At 64.1% G+C, this 19229-nt stretch carries 15 protein-coding genes; all 15 read left to right on the top strand.

The window, feature by feature from the left end; translation table 11 throughout:
• Nucleotides 1-18: 18 nt before the first annotated feature.
• Nucleotides 19-774, top strand: coding sequence for a polyprenyl diphosphate synthase (gene uppS / locus DN388_RS04845; RefSeq protein WP_043863255.1), 756 nt, complete (start codon nucleotides 19-21; stop codon nucleotides 772-774).
• Nucleotides 774-1589, top strand: a complete 816-nt coding sequence (locus DN388_RS04840) for a phosphatidate cytidylyltransferase (protein WP_054915002.1) — start codon at nucleotides 774-776, stop codon at nucleotides 1587-1589. Before uppS ends, DN388_RS04840 begins: the two co-directional genes overlap by 1 nt.
• Nucleotides 1586-2776 carry a 1-deoxy-D-xylulose-5-phosphate reductoisomerase gene (gene ispC, locus DN388_RS04835; protein WP_254997172.1) on the top strand — a complete coding sequence of 397 codons (1191 nt, stop codon included), beginning with the start codon at nucleotides 1586-1588 and terminating at the stop codon, nucleotides 2774-2776. Before DN388_RS04840 ends, ispC begins: the two co-directional genes overlap by 4 nt.
• A gap of 57 nt (nucleotides 2777-2833) precedes the next feature.
• Entirely contained in the window at nucleotides 2834-4186 is a 1353-nt protein-coding gene (gene rseP, locus DN388_RS04830; protein WP_254997170.1) for an RIP metalloprotease RseP, read from the top strand.
• A 74-nt stretch (nucleotides 4187-4260) separates the two neighbouring features.
• Entirely contained in the window at nucleotides 4261-6609 is a 2349-nt protein-coding gene (gene bamA / locus DN388_RS04825; protein WP_043863259.1) for an outer membrane protein assembly factor BamA, read from the top strand.
• A 45-nt stretch (nucleotides 6610-6654) separates the two neighbouring features.
• Entirely contained in the window at nucleotides 6655-7158 is a 504-nt protein-coding gene (locus DN388_RS04820; RefSeq protein WP_043863260.1) for an OmpH family outer membrane protein, read from the top strand.
• Between the two features lie 2 nt (nucleotides 7159-7160).
• Nucleotides 7161-8216 carry a UDP-3-O-(3-hydroxymyristoyl)glucosamine N-acyltransferase gene (gene lpxD, locus DN388_RS04815; protein ID WP_254997165.1) on the top strand — a complete coding sequence of 352 codons (1056 nt, stop codon included), beginning with the start codon at nucleotides 7161-7163 and terminating at the stop codon, nucleotides 8214-8216.
• A gap of 112 nt (nucleotides 8217-8328) precedes the next feature.
• A complete protein-coding gene (gene fabZ, locus DN388_RS04810; RefSeq protein WP_038613986.1) occupies nucleotides 8329-8769 on the top strand; it encodes a 3-hydroxyacyl-ACP dehydratase FabZ in 441 nt (146 codons plus the stop codon).
• Nucleotides 8766-9542: an acyl-ACP--UDP-N-acetylglucosamine O-acyltransferase gene (lpxA, locus tag DN388_RS04805; protein WP_088514540.1), complete on the top strand. Its 777-nt coding sequence runs from the start codon at nucleotides 8766-8768 to the stop codon at nucleotides 9540-9542. The genes fabZ and lpxA overlap by 4 nt, the downstream gene beginning before the upstream one ends.
• 1 nt (nucleotide 9543) lies before the next feature.
• Nucleotides 9544-10671: a lipid-A-disaccharide synthase gene (gene lpxB / locus DN388_RS04800; RefSeq protein ID WP_078480069.1), complete on the top strand. Its 1128-nt coding sequence runs from the start codon at nucleotides 9544-9546 to the stop codon at nucleotides 10669-10671.
• The gene (gene rnhB, locus DN388_RS04795) at nucleotides 10672-11301 is read left to right on the top strand and encodes a ribonuclease HII (protein WP_054914999.1); all 630 of its coding nucleotides are present in this window, start codon (nucleotides 10672-10674) and stop codon (nucleotides 11299-11301) included.
• A 102-nt stretch (nucleotides 11302-11403) separates the two neighbouring features.
• Nucleotides 11404-14925, top strand: a complete 3522-nt coding sequence (gene dnaE, locus DN388_RS04790; protein ID WP_254997159.1) for a DNA polymerase III subunit alpha — start codon at nucleotides 11404-11406, stop codon at nucleotides 14923-14925.
• Nucleotides 14926-15031: 106 nt separating this feature from the next.
• Nucleotides 15032-15979, top strand: coding sequence for an acetyl-CoA carboxylase carboxyltransferase subunit alpha (locus tag DN388_RS04785; RefSeq protein WP_043863266.1), 948 nt, complete (start codon nucleotides 15032-15034; stop codon nucleotides 15977-15979).
• A gap of 63 nt (nucleotides 15980-16042) precedes the next feature.
• Nucleotides 16043-17326 carry a tRNA lysidine(34) synthetase TilS gene (gene tilS / locus DN388_RS04780; RefSeq protein ID WP_254997156.1) on the top strand — a complete coding sequence of 428 codons (1284 nt, stop codon included), beginning with the start codon at nucleotides 16043-16045 and terminating at the stop codon, nucleotides 17324-17326.
• A gap of 271 nt (nucleotides 17327-17597) precedes the next feature.
• A complete protein-coding gene (locus DN388_RS04775) occupies nucleotides 17598-19226 on the top strand; it encodes a CTP synthase (RefSeq protein WP_043863268.1) in 1629 nt (542 codons plus the stop codon).
• Nucleotides 19227-19229: the final 3 nt, after the last annotated feature.

The following is a 19229-nucleotide window of genomic DNA, read 5'->3' as shown; positions in this document are numbered from 1 at the left end:
GGGCCGGGACTTTTTTCAATGGAAAAGACCAAGCAGGGTGTGCCTCCATCGGTGCCGCGCCATGTCGCGATCATCATGGATGGAAATAATCGCTGGGCGAAGAAGCGCCTGTTGCCCGGCGTTGCCGGGCACAAGGCAGGCGTGGATGCGGTGCGCGCGGTCATCGAGGTGTGCGCCGAGGCCAAGGTCGAGGTCCTGACCCTGTTCGCGTTCTCCAGCGAGAACTGGCAGCGCCCGGCCGACGAGGTCGGTGCGCTGATGGAGCTGTTCTTCTCGGCGCTGCGCCGCGAGGCCAGGCGGCTCAACGAGAACAACATCAGCCTGCGCATCATCGGTGATCGCTCGCGCTTTCACCCTGAGTTGCAGGCTGCCATGCGCGAGGCCGAGGCGCTGACCGCAGGCAGCAATCGCTTCATCCTGCAGATCGCCGCCAACTACGGTGGTCAGTGGGATATCGCCCAGGCCGCCCAGCGCCTGGCGCGTGAAGTGCAGGCCGGGCATCTGCGCCCGGAAGACATCACCCCCGAGTTGCTGCAGCCGTGCCTGGCGACAGGCGATCTGCCGTTGCCCGACCTGTGCATCCGCACCGGTGGCGAGCACCGCATCAGCAACTTCCTGCTGTGGCAGCTGGCGTACGCCGAGCTGTATTTCTCCGACCTGTTCTGGCCGGACTTCAAACACGAGGCCATGCGCACTGCATTGGCCGATTTCGCTTCGCGCCAGCGCCGCTTCGGTAAAACCAGCGAGCAGGTCGAGGCTGGAGCCCGTGCTTAATGCTTAAACAACGCATCATCACTGCGCTGATTCTGTTGCCGATTGCCCTGTGCGGGTTTTTCCTGCTCGACGGGGCGAACTTTGCCTTGTTCATCGGCCTGGTGGTCACCCTTGGGGCCTGGGAATGGGCCCGCCTGGCCGGGCTGATCGCCCAGGGCCTGCGCGTTGCCTATGCCGTGGTGGTCGCCGGCCTGCTGATGCTGCTGCACCTGATGCCGGAGCTGGCACCCTGGGTGCTGGGCGTTTCGGTGCTGTGGTGGGCGCTGGCCACCTGGCTGGTGCTGACCTACCCGCGTACCAGCGAGCTGTGGGCCAGTGTGGCCTGCCGCCTGCTGATCGGCCTGCTGGTGCTGTTGCCGGCCTGGCAAGGCCTGGTGCTGATCAAGCACTGGCCCCTGGGCAACTGGCTGATCATGGCGGTGATGGTCCTGGTATGGGGCGCCGATATCGGCGCCTACTTCTCGGGCCGGGCCTTTGGCAAGCGCAAGCTGGCGCCGCAGGTCAGCCCCGGCAAGAGCTGGGAAGGTGTCTACGGTGGCCTGGCGCTGAGCCTGGTGATCACGGCGGTGGTGGGCGTGACCCGCGAGTGGAGCGCCGGCGAGCTGATCCTCGGTCTGTTCGGTGCCGCCGTCGTGGTACTGGTGTCGGTGGTCGGCGACCTGACCGAAAGCATGTTCAAGCGCCGTTCCGGAATCAAGGACAGCAGCAACCTGCTGCCGGGGCATGGTGGGGTACTGGATCGCATCGACAGCCTCACGGCTGCCATCCCGCTGTTTGCCGTGCTGCTGTGGGCCGCCAACTGGGGCGCGCTGTGAGCCGCCCGCAACGGATCACGGTGCTGGGCGCCACAGGTTCCATTGGCCTGAGCACACTGGACGTGATTGCCCGTCACCCCGAGCGCTACCAGGCCTATGCCCTGAGCGGCTATTCGCGCCTGGGCGAGCTGCTGGCCCTGTGCCTGCGCCATGCTCCGGTGTTTGCCGTGGTGCCGGGCGATGAGGCCGCGCAGCAGTTGCAGGCCGACCTGCGTGCTGCGGGGTCGAGTACCGAGGTGCTGGTGGGCGAGCAGGGCCTGTGCCAGGTGGCGGCCGACCCGCAGGTGGATGCGGTGATGGCGGCCATCGTCGGTGCGGCGGGGTTGCGTCCGACCCTGGCCGCAGTGGAGGCGGGCAAGAAGGTGCTGCTGGCCAACAAGGAGGCGCTGGTGATGTCCGGCGCCCTGTTTATGCAGGCCGTGCAGCGCAGTGGTGCGGTACTGCTGCCGATCGACAGCGAGCACAACGCGATCTTCCAGTGCCTGCCCAGGGACTATGCCCGCGGCCTGGCCCAGGTGGGTGTGCGGCGCATCCTGCTGACCGCCTCCGGTGGTCCGTTTCGTGAAACGCCGCAGGCCGAGCTGGAGCATGTCACCCCGGAGCAGGCCTGTGCGCACCCGAACTGGTCCATGGGGCGCAAGATCTCCGTCGACTCGGCCAGCATGATGAACAAGGGCCTGGAGCTGATCGAGGCGTGCTGGCTGTTCGATGCCAGGCCTGCCCAGGTCGAGGTGGTGGTCCACCCGCAAAGCGTGATTCACTCGCTGGTCGACTACGTCGATGGTTCGGTGCTGGCGCAGTTGGGCAACCCCGACATGCGCACGCCGATCGCCAACGCCCTGGCCTGGCCGCAGCGCATCGACTCGGGTGTGGCGCCGCTGGACCTGTTCGCCGTTGCCCGCCTGGATTTCCAGGCGCCGGACGAGCAGCGCTTTCCGTGTCTGCGCCTGGCGCGTGAAGCGGCGGACGCCGGCAACAGTGCCCCTGCGATGCTCAATGCGGCCAATGAAGTGGCCGTCGAGGCATTTCTTCAGCGGCGCATCCGCTTCCCGCAGATCCCGAGTATCATCGAGCACGTGCTCAACCAGGAAGCGGTCGTTGCCGTGCCGACGCTGGAGGCGGTGTTTGCAGCCGACCAGCGTGCACGCAGCCTGGCCGGGCACTGGTTGGATCGTCACGGGGTCTGAGGTGCGACGTCGCCACGGGTTGCGCCCGCTCCCGCTGAACGCTATTCGGAGAAAGACATGAGTGCGCTCTACATGATTATCGGCACCCTGGTCGCATTGGGCGTGCTGGTCACCTTTCACGAGTTCGGTCACTTCTGGGTGGCGCGGCGCTGCGGCGTCAAGGTTTTGCGGTTTTCCGTAGGGTTCGGCATGCCGCTGGTACGTTGGCATGACCGCCATGGTACCGAGTTCGTGGTGGCCGCCATTCCCCTGGGCGGCTACGTGAAGATGCTCGACGAGCGCGAAGGCGAAGTGCCTGCCGACCAGCTCGAGCAGTCGTTCAACCGCAAGAGCGTGCGCCAGCGCATCGCTATCGTCGCCGCCGGCCCCATCGCCAACTTTCTGCTGGCCATCGTGTTCTTCTGGGCACTGGCCATGCTTGGCAGCCAGCAGGCGCGGCCGGTCATCGGCGCGGTCGAGGCTGGCAGCCTGGCGGCTGCCGCAGGCCTTAGCGCCGGCCAGGAGATCGTCGCGGTCGACGGCAAGCCGACCAACGGCTGGGCAGCGGTCAACCTGCAGCTGGTGCGCCGGCTGGGTGAAAGCGGCGCGCTGCAGGTCAGCGTGCGTGAAGAGGGTACCAGCACCGACAGCAGCCATGTGCTCAAGCTCGATGCCTGGCTCAAGGGTGCCGACGAGCCCGACCCGATCCGCTCCCTGGGCATCCGCCCATGGCGCCCGGCGCTGGTGCCGGTGCTGGCCGAACTTGATCCCAAGGGGCCGGCCCAGGCCGCCGGTCTGAAAACCGGCGACCGCCTGCTGGCACTCGACGGCAAGGCGCTTGACGATTGGCAGCAGGTGGTGGACACCGTGCGCGGCCGTGCCGGCAGCCGCATCGTGCTGAGCGTGGCGCGTGACGGGGCGACGCTGGAGTTGCCGGTAACCCTCGCCAGCCGTGGCGAAGGCCAGAATGCCAGTGGTTACCTGGGGGCAGGCGTGGCGCCGGTGGAGTGGCCTGCGGCCATGTTGCGCGAGGTCAGTTATGGCCCGCTGCAGGGCCTGGGCGAGGGTGTTTCGCGCACCTGGAACATGAGCGTGCTGACCCTCGATTCGCTGAAGAAAATGCTGTTCGGCGAGCTCTCGGTAAAAAACTTGAGCGGACCGATAACCATTGCTAAAGTGGCGGGCGCTTCGGCCCAGTCCGGCGTTGGGGATTTCCTGAATTTCCTCGCCTACCTGAGCATTAGCCTGGGGGTTCTTAATTTGCTGCCCATTCCTGTACTGGATGGGGGGCATTTGCTGTTTTACCTGATCGAATGGGCGCGTGGTCGTCCGCTTTCGGATCGGGTGCAAGGTTGGGGGGTCCAGATCGGTATCAGTTTGGTAGTCGGGGTGATGTTGCTTGCCCTGATCAACGATTTGGGTCGACTGTAACGCTTCGCTCAATTGCGAACCTGCCGCGTCCCGCGGTGGGTCGTTTATTGCCAGTTGGAATAAGAAAGGACTTCATGAAACGTCTGCTGCTAACTGCGGTTCTCGCCGTACTGATGATCGCTGAAGTTCACGCCGAGTCCTTCACCATCTCCGATATTCGTGTCAATGGTCTGCAGCGGGTTTCCGCGGGCAGCGTGTTCGGCGCCTTGCCATTGAACGTTGGGGACGAGGCCGATGATCGGCGCCTGGTGGATTCCACCCGTGCGCTGTTCAAGACCGGCTTCTTCCAGGACATCCAACTGGGTCGCGACGGCAACGTCCTGATCATCACCGTGGTCGAGCGTCCTTCCGTCTCGAGCATCGAGATCGAAGGCAACAAGGCCATCAGCACCGAAGACCTGATGAAGGGTCTGAAGCAGTCGGGCCTGGCCGAAGGTGAAATCTTCCAGCGTGCCACCCTCGAAGGTGTGCGCAACGAGCTGCAGCGCCAGTACGTGGCCCAGGGCCGCTACTCGGCCGAGGTCGACGCCGAGGTGGTGCCGCAGCCGCGCAACCGCGTAGGTCTGAAAATCAAGATCAACGAAGGCACCGTCGCTGCCATCCAGCACATCAACGTGGTGGGCAACACCAAGTTCAGCGACGACGAGCTGGCCAGCCTGTTCGAACTCAAGACCACCAACTGGCTGTCGTTCTTCAAGAACGACGACAAGTATGCCCGCGAAAAACTGTCCGGCGACCTCGAGCGCCTGCGCTCCTACTACCTGGACCGCGGCTACATCAACATGGACATCGCCTCCACCCAGGTGTCGATCACCCCGGACAAGAAGCACGTCTACATCACCGTGAACGTCAACGAGGGCGAGAAGTACACCGTTCGTGACGTCAAGCTGTCCGGCGACCTGAAGGTGCCGGAAGACCAGGTCAAGGCACTGATGCTGGTGCAGCCTGGCCAGGTGTTCTCGCGCAAGGTGATGACCACCACCTCCGAGCTGATCACCCGCCGCCTGGGCAACGAAGGCTATACCTTCGCCAACGTCAACGGCGTGCCGCAGCCTCACGATGACGACCACACCGTCGACATCACCTTCGTCGTCGACCCGGGCAAGCGTGCCTACGTCAACCGCATCAACTTCCGTGGCAACACCAAGTCCGAGGACGAAGTGCTGCGCCGCGAGATGCGCCAGATGGAAGGTGGCTGGGCATCGACCTACCTGATCGACCAGTCCAAGACCCGCCTCGAGCGCCTGGGCTTCTTCAAGGAAGCCAACGTCGAGACCCCGGCCGTGCCGGGCACCGACGACCAGGTCGACGTGAACTACAGCGTCGAAGAGCAGGCATCGGGTTCGATCACCGCCAGCGTCGGTTTCGCGCAGAGCGCCGGCCTGATCCTGGGTGGTTCGATCAGCCAGAACAACTTCCTGGGTACCGGTAACAAGGTCTCCATCGGCCTGACCCGTTCCGAATACCAGAGCCGCTACAACTTCGGCTTCGTGGACCCCTACTGGACTGCCGATGGCGTGAGCCTTGGCTACAACGCCTTCTACCGCACCACCGACTACGACGACCTCGACGTCGACGTGGCCAGCTATGCGGTGGACAGCCTGGGTGCGGGCGTCAGCGTCGGCTACCCGATCAGCGAGACTTCGCGCCTGACCTTCGGCCTCACCGCCCAGCAGGACAAGATCAAGACCGGTCGCTACACCGTTGACGAGATCTTCGACTTCGTCAAAAAGGAAGGCGACAACTACCTGAACTTCAAGGCATCGGCCGGCTGGTCGGAGTCCACCCTGAACAAGGGCGTGCTGGCTACCCGTGGTCACTCCCAGAGCCTGGTGCTCGAGGCGACCACCCCGGGCAGCGACCTGTCGTTCTTCAAGCTTGACTACCGTGGCCAGCTGTTCAAGCCGATCAACAACGACTACACCCTGCGTCTGCACACCGAGCTGGGCTACGGCGACGGCTTCGGCGGCACCTCGGGCCTGCCGTTCTACGAGAACTACTACGCCGGTGGCTTCAACTCCGTGCGTGGCTTCAAGGACAGCAGCCTGGGCCCGCGCAGTACCCCGAGTAAAGGCAACAACCCTGGCACTGCGCGCGACCCGGACCAGGATCCACTGCCGTTCGGCGGCAACGTGCTGGTGCAGGGCGGCGTGGAACTGCTGTTCCCACTGCCGTTCGTCAAGGACCAGCGTTCGCTGCGCACCTCGGTTTTCTGGGACGTGGGTAACGTGTTCGACACCAACTGCGGCTCCAAGCCGGATTGCGAGAAGGTCGGCCTCAGCGGCCTGGCCAGCTCGGTCGGCCTGGGCGTGACCTGGATTACTGCACTGGGCCCGTTGAGCTTCAGCCTGGCGATGCCGGTCAAGAAGCCGGACGATGCCGATACCCAGGTGTTCCAATTCTCTCTGGGCCAGACCTTCTAAGGGTCTGCCCCGCGTAAACGACAACGGATTCTGTAGGAGTGCATCGTGCGTAAGTTGACTCAACTGGCTGTACTGGCTGCGACCCTGATCGCGACCCCGGCATTTGCCGAGATGAAAATTGCCGTCCTGAACTATCAGATGGCGCTGCTGGAATCGGACGCGGCCAAGAAGTACGCGGTCGATGCGGAGAAGAAATTCGGCCCGCAACTGACCAAGCTGAAAAACCTGGAAAGCAGCGCCAAGGGCATCCAGGACCGTCTGGTCAAGGGTGGCGACAAGATGGCCCAGGGCGAGCGCGAGCGTCTGGAGCTTGAATTCAAGCAAAAGGCCCGTGACTTCCAGTTCCAGTCCAAGGAGCTGAACGAAGCCAAGGCCGTTGCCGACCGCGAGATGCTCAAGCAGCTCAAGCCCAAGCTCGACGGCGCAGTGGAGGAAGTGATCAAGAAGGGTGCTTTCGACCTGGTACTCGAGCGTGGCGCGGTCATTGATGTCAAGCCTCAGTACGACATCACCCGCCAGGTCATCGAGCGCATGAACCAGTCCCGTTGAACATGACTGCGACCATGAAACTCGGCCAGCTGGCCGAGTTCCTCGGGGCCACCCTCAGTGGCCCGGCGGAGCTCGACATCACTGGCCTTGCGACCCTGCACGAGGCTGGCTCGGGACAACTGAGCTTCCTGGCCAACCCGCAGTACCGCAAATTCCTGCCTGAGAGCAAGGCCGCTGCGGTCCTGCTCAAGGCTGCCGATGCCGAGGGCTTTGCCGGTCACGCGCTGATCGTTGCAGATCCCTACCTGGCCTACGCACGTGTTTCCCACCTGTTCGATCCAAAGCCCAGGGCTGTGGCGGGAGTTCATCCCAGCGCCGTGGTGGCTGCAGACGCACAGGTCGATGCCAGCGCCAGCATCGGTGCCTGTGCAGTGATCGAAAGCGGGGCGCAGATCGGCCCTGGCGTGACCATCGGTGCCCACTGCTTCATCGGTGCGCGCAGCGTGATCGGCGAAGGCGGCTGGCTGGCCCCGCGCGTCACGCTGTACCACGATGTGCATATCGGCAAGCGTGTGGTGATCCAGTCCGGCGCCGTGCTGGGGGGTGAGGGTTTCGGTTTCGCCAATGAAAAGGGCGTATGGCAGAAGATTGCCCAGATCGGCGGCGTGAGCATCGGCGACGATGTCGAGATCGGCGTGAACACCGCCATCGACCGCGGTGCACTGGCCGATACCAGTATCGGCAATGGCGTGAAACTCGACAACCAGATCCAGATCGCCCATAACGTACAGGTCGGCGACCACACGGCAATGGCCGCGTGTGTCGGTATTTCCGGCAGCACCAAGATCGGCAAGCATTGCACCATCGCCGGCGGTGTCGGCATGGTCGGGCATATTGATGTGTGTGATGGGGTGTTCGTCTCCGGGATGACCATGGTCACCCGTTCCATCACCGAGCCAGGTGCCTATTCGTCCGGTACGGCCATGCAGCCGCTGGGTGAGTGGCGCAAGAGTGCCGCGCGCATTCGCCAGCTGGATGAGATGGCCAAACGTCTTCAACAAGTGGAAAAGCGACTCGAGGCCGTGACCTCGGGCGACAAAGCTTCATCAGAAGGCTGATACCATTTCCTGATCAAGAGCGCCCAGCCGCTAGACTGCGCTCCTTGATTTGCTAAAGGAGCGCCGCTCGAACGTGCGCGCTCCCTATCTTTACTACAGGCTTCCCCCCGAAATGATGGACATCAACGAGATTCGCGAATATTTGCCTCACCGTTACCCGTTCCTGCTGGTGGACCGGGTGGTGGACTTGGACGTAGAGGCCCAGCGCATTCGTGCCTACAAGAATGTCAGCATCAACGAGCCTTTCTTCAACGGTCACTTCCCGGCGCACCCGATCATGCCCGGCGTGCTGATCATCGAAGCGATGGCCCAGGCAGCCGGCATCCTCGGGTTCAAGATGCTGGACGTCAAACCCGCGGACGGTACCCTGTACTACTTCGTCGGTTCCGACAAGTTGCGCTTTCGCCAGCCGGTGCTGCCGGGTGATCAACTGATCCTCGAAGCCAAGTTCATCAGCTGCAAGCGCCAGATCTGGAAGTTCGAGTGCCAGGCGTCGGTGGACGGCAAGCCGGTATGCTCGGCCGAGATCATCTGCGCGGAACGCAAACTATGAGTTTGATTGACCCTCGGGCAATCATCGATCCATCGGCAAAGATTGCCGACGGCGTCGAGGTCGGCCCATGGTCGATCGTCGGTGCCGGGGTCGAGATCGGGGAAGGGACCGTGATTGGTCCGCATGTGATTCTCAAAGGGCCGACCCGCATCGGCAAGCACAACCGCATCTACCAGTTCTCCTCTGTCGGCGAAGACACCCCTGACCTCAAGTACAAGGGTGAACCGACGCGCCTGGTGATCGGCGACCACAACGTGATCCGCGAAGGCGTGACCATTCACCGTGGCACCGTGCAGGACCGTAGCGAAACCACCCTGGGTGATCACAACCTGGTCATGGCCTATGCCCATATCGGGCACGACAGCGTGATCGGCAACCACTGCATCCTGGTCAACAACACCGCGCTGGCCGGGCATGTGCATGTGGGCGACTGGGCGATACTGTCCGGGTTTACCCTGGTGCACCAGTTCTGCCATATCGGCGCCCACAGCTTTTCCGGCATGGGTACCGCCATCGGCAAGGATGTGCCGGCCTTCGTCACCGTGTTCGGCAACCCGGCCGAGGCGCGCAGCATGAACTTCGAAGGCATGCGCCGTCGCGGTTTCAGCGATGAAGCTATCCATGCCCTGCGCCGCGCCTACAAGGTGGTGTATCGCCAGAACCTGACGGTCGACCAGGCCATCGCCGAACTGGCCGAGCCCGCCCAGCAGTTCCCCGAGGTCGACCTGTTCGTCAAGTCGATCCAGAACTCCGCCCGCGGCATCACCCGCTGACATGGCGCCACTCTGTGTAGCGCTGGTGGCAGGCGAAGCCAGCGGCGATATTCTTGGCGCCGGCCTGATGCGTGCACTCAAGGCCCGCCATCCGCAGGTACGCTTTATCGGCGTCGGCGGCCCATTGATGGAAGCCGAGGGGCTGAGCTCCTACTTTCCCATGGAGCGCCTGGCCGTCATGGGCCTGGTCGAAGTGCTGGGTCGCCTGCGCGAGCTGCTCAAGCGCCGCAAGCTGCTGATCCAGACGCTGATCGAGCAGAAGCCGGACGTGTTCATCGGTATCGATGCGCCCGACTTCACCCTCAACATCGAACTGAAACTGCGCCAGGCCGGCATCAAGACCGTGCACTACGTCAGCCCTTCGGTATGGGCCTGGCGGCAGAAGCGCGTGCTGAAGATCCGCGAAGGCTGCGACCTGATGCTCACGCTGTTTCCGTTCGAGGCGCGGTTCTATGAAGAACAGGGCGTGCCGGTGCGTTTCGTCGGCCACCCGCTGGCCGATACCATCCCGCTGCAGGCCGACCGCACTGCAGCGCGTGAAGCACTGGGCCTGCCCGACGGCCCCTTGGTGGCGCTGATGCCAGGCAGCCGTGGCGGCGAAGTAGGGCGCCTGGGTGCACTGTTTCTGGATACCGCACAGCGGCTTCGCGAGCTGGTGCCGGGGGTGCGCTTCGTCTCGCCCTGCGCCAACCCGGTGCGCCGTGCCCAGCTCGAACAGATGCTCGAAGGCCGCGACCTGCCACTGACCCTGCTCGACGGCCAGTCGCACCAGGCCCTGGCGGCCTGCGATGCGGTATTGATCGCCTCGGGCACCGCTACCCTGGAGGCGCTGTTGTTCAAGCGACCCATGGTGGTGGCGTACCGCGTGGCCCCGGTGACCTACTGGATTCTCAAGCGCCTGGTCAAAAGCCCTTATGTATCGCTGCCCAACCTGCTGGCCCAGCGCCTGCTGGTGCCCGAACTGCTGCAGGAGGCCGCCACCAGCGAGGCCCTGGCGCAGACCCTGGCACCACTGGTGAGCGGTGGCGAGCAGCAGACCGAGAGCTTCGATCAGATTCACCGTACCCTGCGCCGCGATGCCTCCAACCAGGCAGCCGACGCGGTACTGGCCTTGCTGGAACATCGATAAATGCAAATCGGACTGGATTTCAACCTGGTCGAAGACCTGGTCGCCGGGGTTGACGAAGTCGGCCGCGGCCCGCTGTGTGGCGCGGTGGTGACCGCTGCCGTGATCCTCGACCCGAGCCGGCCGATCCTGGGCCTGAACGATTCGAAAAAACTCACCGAGGCGCGCCGCGAAAAGCTCTTCGACGAGATCTGCGAGAAGGCCCTGAGCTTTCACATCGCCCGCGCCGAGGTCGACGAGATCGACCAGCTGAACATTCTGCATGCCACCATGCTGGCCATGCAGCGCGCGGTCGAAGGCCTGCACATCACGCCCAAGCTGGCACTGATCGATGGCAACCGTTGCCCCAAGCTCAACGTGCCATCGGCGCCGGTGGTCAAGGGTGACAGCCAGGTGCCGGCCATCGCTGCGGCCTCTATCCTGGCCAAGGTGACCCGTGACCGGGAAATGGCTGCCTTCGAGCTGATCTACCCTGGCTACGGCATCGGCGGGCACAAGGGCTACCCGACCCCGCTGCACCTTGAAGCCCTGGCCCGGCTTGGCCCCACGCCGATTCACCGGCGCTCGTTCGCCCCGGTACGGGCTGCATTCGAGGCCCGTGGCCTGCAGGCCAACGGCCTGTTGCCGGTGTAGAGGCAACCCCCGTTCAGCCTGACCGCTCCCGCGCAGGCTGTAGTTTTGATCGAGGCCCGGTACAATCCGGGCCTTGTTGTTTTGTGCTGCTATAGGATCATCATGTCGGCTTCTTTCGTTCATCTTCGCCTGCACACCGAATTCTCGCTGGTCGATGGCCTGGTGCGGATCAAGCCGCTGGTCAAGGCCCTGGCCGGGATGAACATGCCGGCGGTGGCCGTCACCGACCAGAGCAACATGTGCTCGCTGGTCAAGTTCTACAAGACCGCCATGGGCAGCGGGATCAAGCCGATCTGCGGGGCCGACCTGTGGCTGTCCAACGCCGACCCCGACCTGCCGCTGTCGCGCATCTGCCTGTTGGCGATGAACGCCAAGGGCTACCGCAACCTCACCGAGCTGATCTCCCGTGGCTGGATGGACGGCCAGCGCAATGGCGTGGTGGTCATCGAGCGCGAGTGGATCGCCCCGGCCAGCGAGGGCCTGATCGCCTTGTCGGCGGCCAGGGAAGGCGATATCGGCATGGCACTGCTGGGCAACAACCCGCAGGAAGCCGAGGCCCTGCTGCGCGACTGGATGGCGATGTTCCCCGATCGCTTCTATGTCGAGGTGCAGCGCACCAACCGCAGCGGCGACGAAGAGTACCTGCACGCCGCCGTGGCCCTGGCCGACCGCCTGGGCGCGCCGCTGGTGGCCACCAATGACGTGCGCTTCATCAAGCAGACCGACTACGACGCCCACGAAACCCGGGTGTGCATCGGCGAAGGCCGTGCCCTGGACGATCCGCGGCGTTCGCGCAACTACAGCGACCAGCAGTACCTGAAAAGCCCGGAAGAAATGGCCGAGCTGTTCAGCGACCTGCCCGACGCCCTGGCCAACACGGTCGAGATCGCCAAGCGCTGCAACATCGAGGTGCAGCTGGGCAAGCACTTCCTGCCCGACTTCCCCACGCCCAACGGCATGGGCATCGACGAATACCTGCGCCATGTGTCCCATGAAGGCCTGGAAGAGCGCCTGGCGGTGCTCTGGCCCAAGGACACCACGCCCAACTATGAAGAGAAGCGCCAGGTCTACCTCGACCGGCTGAAGTTCGAGCTGGACATCATCATCCAGATGGGCTTCCCCGGTTACTTCCTGATCGTTATGGACTTCATCAAGTGGGCCAAGAACAACGGCGTGCCGGTAGGTCCGGGCCGGGGGTCGGGTGCCGGCTCGCTGGTGGCCTACGTGCTGAAGATCACCGACCTCGACCCGCTGGCCTACGACCTGCTGTTCGAACGTTTCCTCAACCCTGAACGGGTCTCGATGCCCGACTTCGACGTCGACTTCTGCATGGACGGTCGCGACCGCGTGATCGAGTATGTGGCCGATGCCTACGGGCGCAATGCGGTGAGCCAGATCATCACCTTCGGCACCATGGCGGCCAAGGCGGTGGTGCGTGACGTGGCGCGGGTGCAGGGCAAGTCCTACGGCCTGGCCGACCGCCTGTCGAAGATGATTCCGTTCGAAGTCGGCATGACCCTGGAGAAGGCCTACGAGCAGGAGGAAATGCTGCGCGACTTCCTCAAGACCGACGAGGATGCCAAGGAAATCTGGGACATGGCCCTCAAGCTCGAGGGTGTTACCCGGGGCACCGGCAAGCACGCCGGTGGCGTGGTCATCGCGCCGACCAAACTCACCGACTTCTCGCCGATTGCCTGTGACGAAGAGGGCGGCGGCCTGGTAACCCAGTTCGACAAGGATGACGTGGAGGCGGCCGGCCTGGTGAAGTTCGACTTCCTCGGCCTGCGTACGCTGACCATCATCAAGTGGGCGATGGAGACGATCAACCGCGAGCAGGCCAAGGCCGGCCTGCCGGACCTGAACATCGACTTCATCCCGCTGGACGACAAGAAAACCTACGACCTGCTGCAGAAGGCCGAGACCACTGCGGTATTCCAGCTCGAGTCGCGCGGCATGAAGGAGCTGATCAAGAAGCTCAAGCCCGACTGCCTGGAAGACCTTATCGCACTGGTGGCACTGTTCCGCCCGGGCCCGCTGCAATCGGGCATGGTGGACGACTTCATCAACCGCAAGCACGGCCGCGCCGAGCTGGCCTACCCGCACTCCGACTACCAGTACGAAGGCCTCAAGCCGGTACTGGCGCCGACCTACGGCATCATCCTGTACCAGGAACAGGTGATGCAGATCGCCCAGGTGATGGCCGGCTACACCCTCGGCGGTGCGGACATGCTGCGCCGGGCGATGGGCAAGAAGAAGCCCGAGGAAATGGCCAAGCAGCGTGGCGGTTTCATCGAAGGCTGCGCCACCAACAACATCGACCCGGACCTGGCGGGCAACATCTTCGACCTGGTGGAAAAGTTCGCCGGTTACGGCTTCAACAAGTCCCACTCCGCCGCCTACGGCCTGGTGTCGTACCAGACCGCCTGGCTCAAGACCCATCACCCGGCCGCGTTCATGGCTGCGGTACTGTCGGCGGATATGCACAACACCGACAAGGTGGTGACCCTGATCGAGGAAGTGCGCAGCATGAAGCTGCGCCTCGATGCACCGGATGTGAACACCTCCGACTTCAAGTTCACGGTCAACGACGACGGCCGCATCGTGTATGGCCTGGGCGCGATCAAGGGCGTGGGCGAGGGCCCTGTCGACGCGATCGTCGAGGCGCGCAGCAGCGGGCCGTTCAAGGACCTGTTCGACTTCTGCGAGCGGGCCGACCTCAAGCGCATCAACAAGCGCACCCTCGATGCATTGATCCGCAGCGGTGCGCTGGACCGCCTGGGGCCGTTCTTCCACGACGAGATCAAGGCCTACCAGGCCAACATCGACCGTAACCGCGCGGTGCTGCTGGGGGCGATGGAAGAGGCGATCAAGTCGGCCGAACAGACCGCACGCACCCACGACAGCGGGCACTCGGACCTGTTCGGCGGGTTGTTCGTGGAGGCCGACGCCGACGTCTATGCCAACCACCGCAACGCCCGCGAGCTGACCCTCAAGGAACGCCTGCGCGGCGAGAAGGACACCCTGGGCCTGTACCTGACCGGCCACCCGATCGACGAGTACGAAGGTGAGATCCGCCGTTTCGCCCGTCAGCGCATCATCGACCTCAAGCCGGCCCGCGATACCCAGACCGTGGCCGGCATGATCATTGCGCTGCGCGTGATGAAGAACAAGAAGGGCGACAAGATGGGCTTCGTGACCCTCGACGACCGCTCCGGGCGCATTGAGGCGTCGCTGTTTGCCGATGCGTTCATGGCCGCGCAGCCTTTGCTGCAGACCGACGCGATGGTGGTGGTCGAAGGGGAGGTCAGCAATGACGACTTCTCCGGTGGCCTGCGCCTGCGGGTCAAGCGTGTGATGAGCATGGAAGATGCACGTACCAACCTGGCCGAAAGCCTGCGCCTGAAGATCCATGCCGACGCCCTCAAGGGCGACCGCCTGGCGTGGCTGGGCGAGCTGTTCAAGCGCCATCGCGGCGCGTGCCCGATCAGCATGGAATACACCGGCAACGATGCGCGCGCCCTGCTGCAGTTTGGCGAAGGTTGGCGCATCGACCCCGCGGACGGACTGATTCAGGCCCTGCGTGACCAGTTCGGGCGTGAGAACGTCTTCCTGCAATATCGATGAATTGATGAATTTTTAATCTCGACCTGAATGCGCCTGATCCCTTAAGGTAGGGCGCCAAACGGATCAACCGGCCGGCCGCCTGGCCGTCGACCCAAGACGGATGCCTATGAACCCGAATTTTCTGGATTTCGAACAGCCGATTGCTGACCTGCAAGCCAAGATCGAAGAGCTGCGCCTGGTCGGCAATGACAACTCGCTGAACATCGGCGATGAAATCGCCCGTCTGCAAGACAAGAGCAGCACGCTGACCGAGAGCATTTTCGGCAACCTGACCAGCTGGCAGATCGCGCGCCTGGCGCGTCACCCGCGTCGTCCGTACACCCTGGACTACATCGACCACATCTTCACCGAGTTCGACGAGCTGCATGGCGACCGCCACTTCTCCGACGACGCCGCGATCGTTGGTGGCATCGCCCGCCTGGACGACCAGCCGGTGATGGTGATCGGTCATCAGAAAGGCCGTGAAGTGCGCGAGAAGGTACGCCGCAACTTCGGCATGCCACGCCCTGAAGGTTACCGCAAGGCGTGCCGCCTGATGGAAATGGCCGAACGCTTCAAGATGCCGATCCTGACCTTCATCGACACCCCGGGCGCCTACCCCGGCATCGACGCCGAAGAGCGCAACCAGAGCGAAGCGATTGCCTGGAACCTGCGCGTGATGGCTCGCCTGAAAACGCCGATCATCGCCACCGTGATCGGCGAAGGCGGTTCGGGCGGTGCACTGGCCATCGGCGTTTGCGACCAGCTGAACATGCTGCAGTACTCCACCTACGCGGTGATTTCGCCGGAAGGCTGCGCCTCGATCCTGTGGAAGACTGCCGAGAAGGCTGCTGACGCAGCCGAAGCGATGGGCATCACGGCCGAGCGCCTCAAGGGCCTGGGTATCGTCGACAAGGTGATCGGCGAACCACTGGGCGGCGCACACCGTGACCCGGCGGCGGCCTCGGCCAACATCCGCGCTTCGCTGATCGAGCAGTTGGACATGCTCAAGGCGTTCGACAACGACGCGCTGCTCAAGCGCCGTTATGATCGCCTGATGAGCTACGGGCTCTGATCTGAACTCATCGGTGGCCCTTTCGCTTCTGTAGGAGCCGGCTTTGCCGGCGAAGGGCCACCGATGATCGACCTGCGCAACACCCTGTCCCCCTGGCACCAAGCTACCGGCTGGTGCGTCGCCCTCTCTGGCGGCCTCGACTCCACCGTGCTGCTGCACCTGCTGGCCCAACAGCCGGCTGCGCCCCTTCGTGCCCTCCATGTCCACCACGGTCTGCAAGCCGCTGCCGATGCGTGGCCGGCCCACTGCCAGCGCCTGTGCGACAGCCTGGGCGTACCGCTGGACATCATCCATGTGCACGTCGCCCCAGGCGCCAGCCTGGAGCAGGGCGCCCGGGACGCGCGCTATGCAGCCTTCGCCCGGGCCCTGCGCCCGGGCGAACTGCTGCTGACCGGCCAGCACCGCGACGACCAGGCCGAGACGCTGCTGTTTCGGCTGTTGCGCGGGGCCGGCCTGCGTGGCCTGTCGGGGATGCCGGCGCAGCGGGCGCTGGGGCAGGGCAGCCTGCTGCGACCCTTGCTGGATACCCCGCGTGATGAACTGCTGGCCTACGCCACCGCGCATGGCCTGCACTGGATAGAAGACCCCAGCAACGATGACACCCAGTTCTCGCGCAACTACCTGCGCCACCAGGTGCTGCCGGCGCTGACCCGACGCTGGCCCCAGGCGTCGCGCAGCCTGGCGCGCAGCGCCGCGCACCTGGCCGAGGCGCAGGGCCTGCTCGATGAAGTGGCGCAGCAGGACCTCGCACAAGCCTCGACCCCCGATGCCTTCGCCTGGTTGGGCTGCCCGTCGCTGGATCTGGAGGTGCTGCGCCAACTGTCCCCGGCACGCCAGCGCAACGCCCTGCAGTACTGGCTGGCGGCGCGCACGCGCCTGCCGGACACCCGCCACTGGTCGGGTTGGGATGACGTGCGCGATGCCGGCGGCGAAGGGCGTCCTGTATGGCGCCTGGCCGATGGCGAGCTGCACCGCAGTGGCTTGCGCATCTACTGGCTGGATGCGCACTGGCTCACGCCGCCGGCGCAGCCGGGGCCTTGGCTCGACCCGCGCCAGCCGCTTGCACTGCCCGGCAATGGCCAGTTGACACTCAGCGGCAGGTTGCCGCAGGGCCCGCTGCAGGTGCGCTATCGGCAGGGCGGCGAGAGGATGGCGGTCGAGGGCCGGGGCCATCGCGACCTCAAGCGGTTGCTCAACGAGCGCCAGCTACCCTTGTTCGCCCGCCAGCGCGTGCCGCTGCTGTACCGCGACGGGCAGTTGCTGGCGGTGGCCAACCTGCCGGGGCTGGGGCTTGCCGACGGGCAACTGCACTGGTGCGTACCGACAAGCGCGCAAGGTTTGAGATGAAAGGGACATTCCGGTAGACTACGCTCCCTTCTTGATACAACTTCTGTGACTTCATCTGAATCACGGCAGTTGCCGATTACCAAGCAGTTTTTTGCTGGGCGATTCTAAAAATGTTTAGCGAGCTCCTTACCGGGTTTTCAACCCCCGGTCTGACCAGGCGCGGCAGTTTTTTAAGATGCACTGTGATTGACGCAGGTGATCGGGGGCTTCGGCCTTCCTTCGCTTTCCCCGGCGGCACTGACCGCTTTAACGCAGACTTCTAGGGTTTTTCATGACGCGCTACATATTCGTCACGGGCGGTGTTGTTTCTTCATTGGGGAAAGGCATTGCCTCGGCTTCATTGGCGGCCATCCTGGAGGCGCGGGGGCTCAAGGTCACCATGCTCAAGCTGGACCCGTACATCAACGTCGACCCGGGCACCATGAGCCCGTTCCAGCACGGTGAAGTGTTCGTCACCCACGACGGCGCCGAGACCGACCTGGACCTGGGCCACTACGAGCGGTTCATCCGCACGACCATGACCCAGAACAACAACTTCACCACCGGCCGCGTGTACGAGCACGTGCTGCGCAAGGAGCGCCGTGGTGACTACCTGGGTGCCACCATCCAGGTGATCCCGCACATCACCGACGAAATCAAGCGCCGCATCATCAAGGGCGCCGGCGATGCCGACGTGGCCATGGTCGAGATCGGCGGTACCGTGGGTGACATCGAGTCGCAACCGTTCCTCGAGGCCATCCGCCAGCTGCGCTTCGAAGTGGGCGCCAAGCGCGCGATGCTGATGCACCTGACCCTGGTGCCGTACATCGCCACCGCCGGGGAGACCAAGACCAAGCCTACCCAGCACTCGGTCAAGGAACTGCGCTCCATCGGCCTGCAGCCGGACGTGCTGGTGTGCCGTTCCGATCACCCGATCGACAGCTCGTCGCGCCGCAAGATCGCGCAGTTCACCAACGTTGAAGAACGTGCGGTGATCGCGCTGGAAGACGCCGACACCATCTACAAGATCCCGGGCATCCTGCACTCCCAGGGCCTGGACGACTTCGTCGTCGAGCGTTTCGGCCTGCAGTGCGGCAGCGCCGACCTGTCCGAGTGGGACGCGGTGGTCGATGCCAAGCTCAACCCCGAGCACGAAGTCACCATCGCCATGGTCGGCAAGTACATGGAGCTGCTCGATGCCTACAAGTCGCTGATCGAAGCGATGAGCCATGCCGGCATCAGCAACCGCACCAAGGTCAACCTGCGCTACATCGACTCCGAAGACATCGAGAACCAGGGCACCGGCCTGCTCGAAGGCGTGGACGCCATCCTGGTACCGGGCGGTTTCGGCCTGCGCGGCGTGGAAGGCAAGATCACTGCCGTTCAGTACGCTCGCGAGAACAAGGTGCCTTACCTGGGTATCTGCCTGGGCATGCAGGTGGCGGTCATCGAATTCGCCCGCAACGTGATGGGCTGGAAGGACGCCAACTCCACCGAGTTCGATCGCGCCAGCGGTCACCCTGTGGTGGGCCTGATCACCGAGTGGGAAGATGCCACCGGCGCGGTCGAGACCCGTACCGAAGCCTCGGACCTTGGCGGCACCATGCGTCTGGGCGCCCAGGAGTGCCAGCTGCAAAGCGGCTCCAAGGTGCACGACTGCTACGCCAAGGACGTGATCGTCGAGCGTCACCGTCACCGCTACGAGGTCAACAACAACCTGCTGCCGCAACTGATCGAGGCGGGCCTGGTGGTCTCGGGTCGTTCCGGCGACGGCGCACTGGTCGAAGTGGTCGAGTCCAAGGACCATCCGTGGTTCGTGGCCTGCCAGTTCCACCCGGAGTTCACCTCTACCCCGCGTGACGGCCACCCGCTGTTCAGCGGCTTCGTCAAAGCTGCATTGGCTCAAAAGAACAAGGCCTGATCC

This window comes from Pseudomonas sp. S12(2018) (assembly GCF_024355235.1).
GTDB classification, from domain to species: Bacteria; Pseudomonadota; Gammaproteobacteria; order Pseudomonadales; family Pseudomonadaceae; genus Aquipseudomonas; species Aquipseudomonas palmensis.
The sequence above is the reverse complement of the archived record's forward strand: the minus strand, read 5'-3'. Positions and strand labels throughout refer to the sequence as shown.

Bases quoted from the DNA above. Each gene is read 5' to 3' on its own strand.
- DN388_RS04775 (WP_043863268.1), top strand. From the start codon at position 17,598: ATGACGCGCTACATATTCGTCACGGGCGGTGTTGTTTCTTCATTGGGG.
- dnaE (WP_254997159.1), top strand. From the start codon at position 11,404: ATGTCGGCTTCTTTCGTTCATCTTCGCCTGCACACCGAATTCTCGCTG.
- rnhB (WP_054914999.1), top strand. From the start codon at position 10,672: ATGCAAATCGGACTGGATTTCAACCTGGTCGAAGACCTGGTCGCCGGG.
- uppS (WP_043863255.1), top strand. From the start codon at position 19: ATGGAAAAGACCAAGCAGGGTGTGCCTCCATCGGTGCCGCGCCATGTC.
- lpxB (WP_078480069.1), top strand. From the start codon at position 9,544: ATGGCGCCACTCTGTGTAGCGCTGGTGGCAGGCGAAGCCAGCGGCGAT.
- lpxD (WP_254997165.1), top strand. From the start codon at position 7,161: ATGACTGCGACCATGAAACTCGGCCAGCTGGCCGAGTTCCTCGGGGCC.
- rseP (WP_254997170.1), top strand. From the start codon at position 2,834: ATGAGTGCGCTCTACATGATTATCGGCACCCTGGTCGCATTGGGCGTG.
- lpxA (WP_088514540.1), top strand. From the start codon at position 8,766: ATGAGTTTGATTGACCCTCGGGCAATCATCGATCCATCGGCAAAGATT.
- DN388_RS04840 (WP_054915002.1), top strand. From the start codon at position 774: ATGCTTAAACAACGCATCATCACTGCGCTGATTCTGTTGCCGATTGCC.
- DN388_RS04785 (WP_043863266.1), top strand. From the start codon at position 15,032: ATGAACCCGAATTTTCTGGATTTCGAACAGCCGATTGCTGACCTGCAA.
- fabZ (WP_038613986.1), top strand. From the start codon at position 8,329: ATGATGGACATCAACGAGATTCGCGAATATTTGCCTCACCGTTACCCG.
- bamA (WP_043863259.1), top strand. From the start codon at position 4,261: ATGAAACGTCTGCTGCTAACTGCGGTTCTCGCCGTACTGATGATCGCT.
- tilS (WP_254997156.1), top strand. From the start codon at position 16,043: ATGATCGACCTGCGCAACACCCTGTCCCCCTGGCACCAAGCTACCGGC.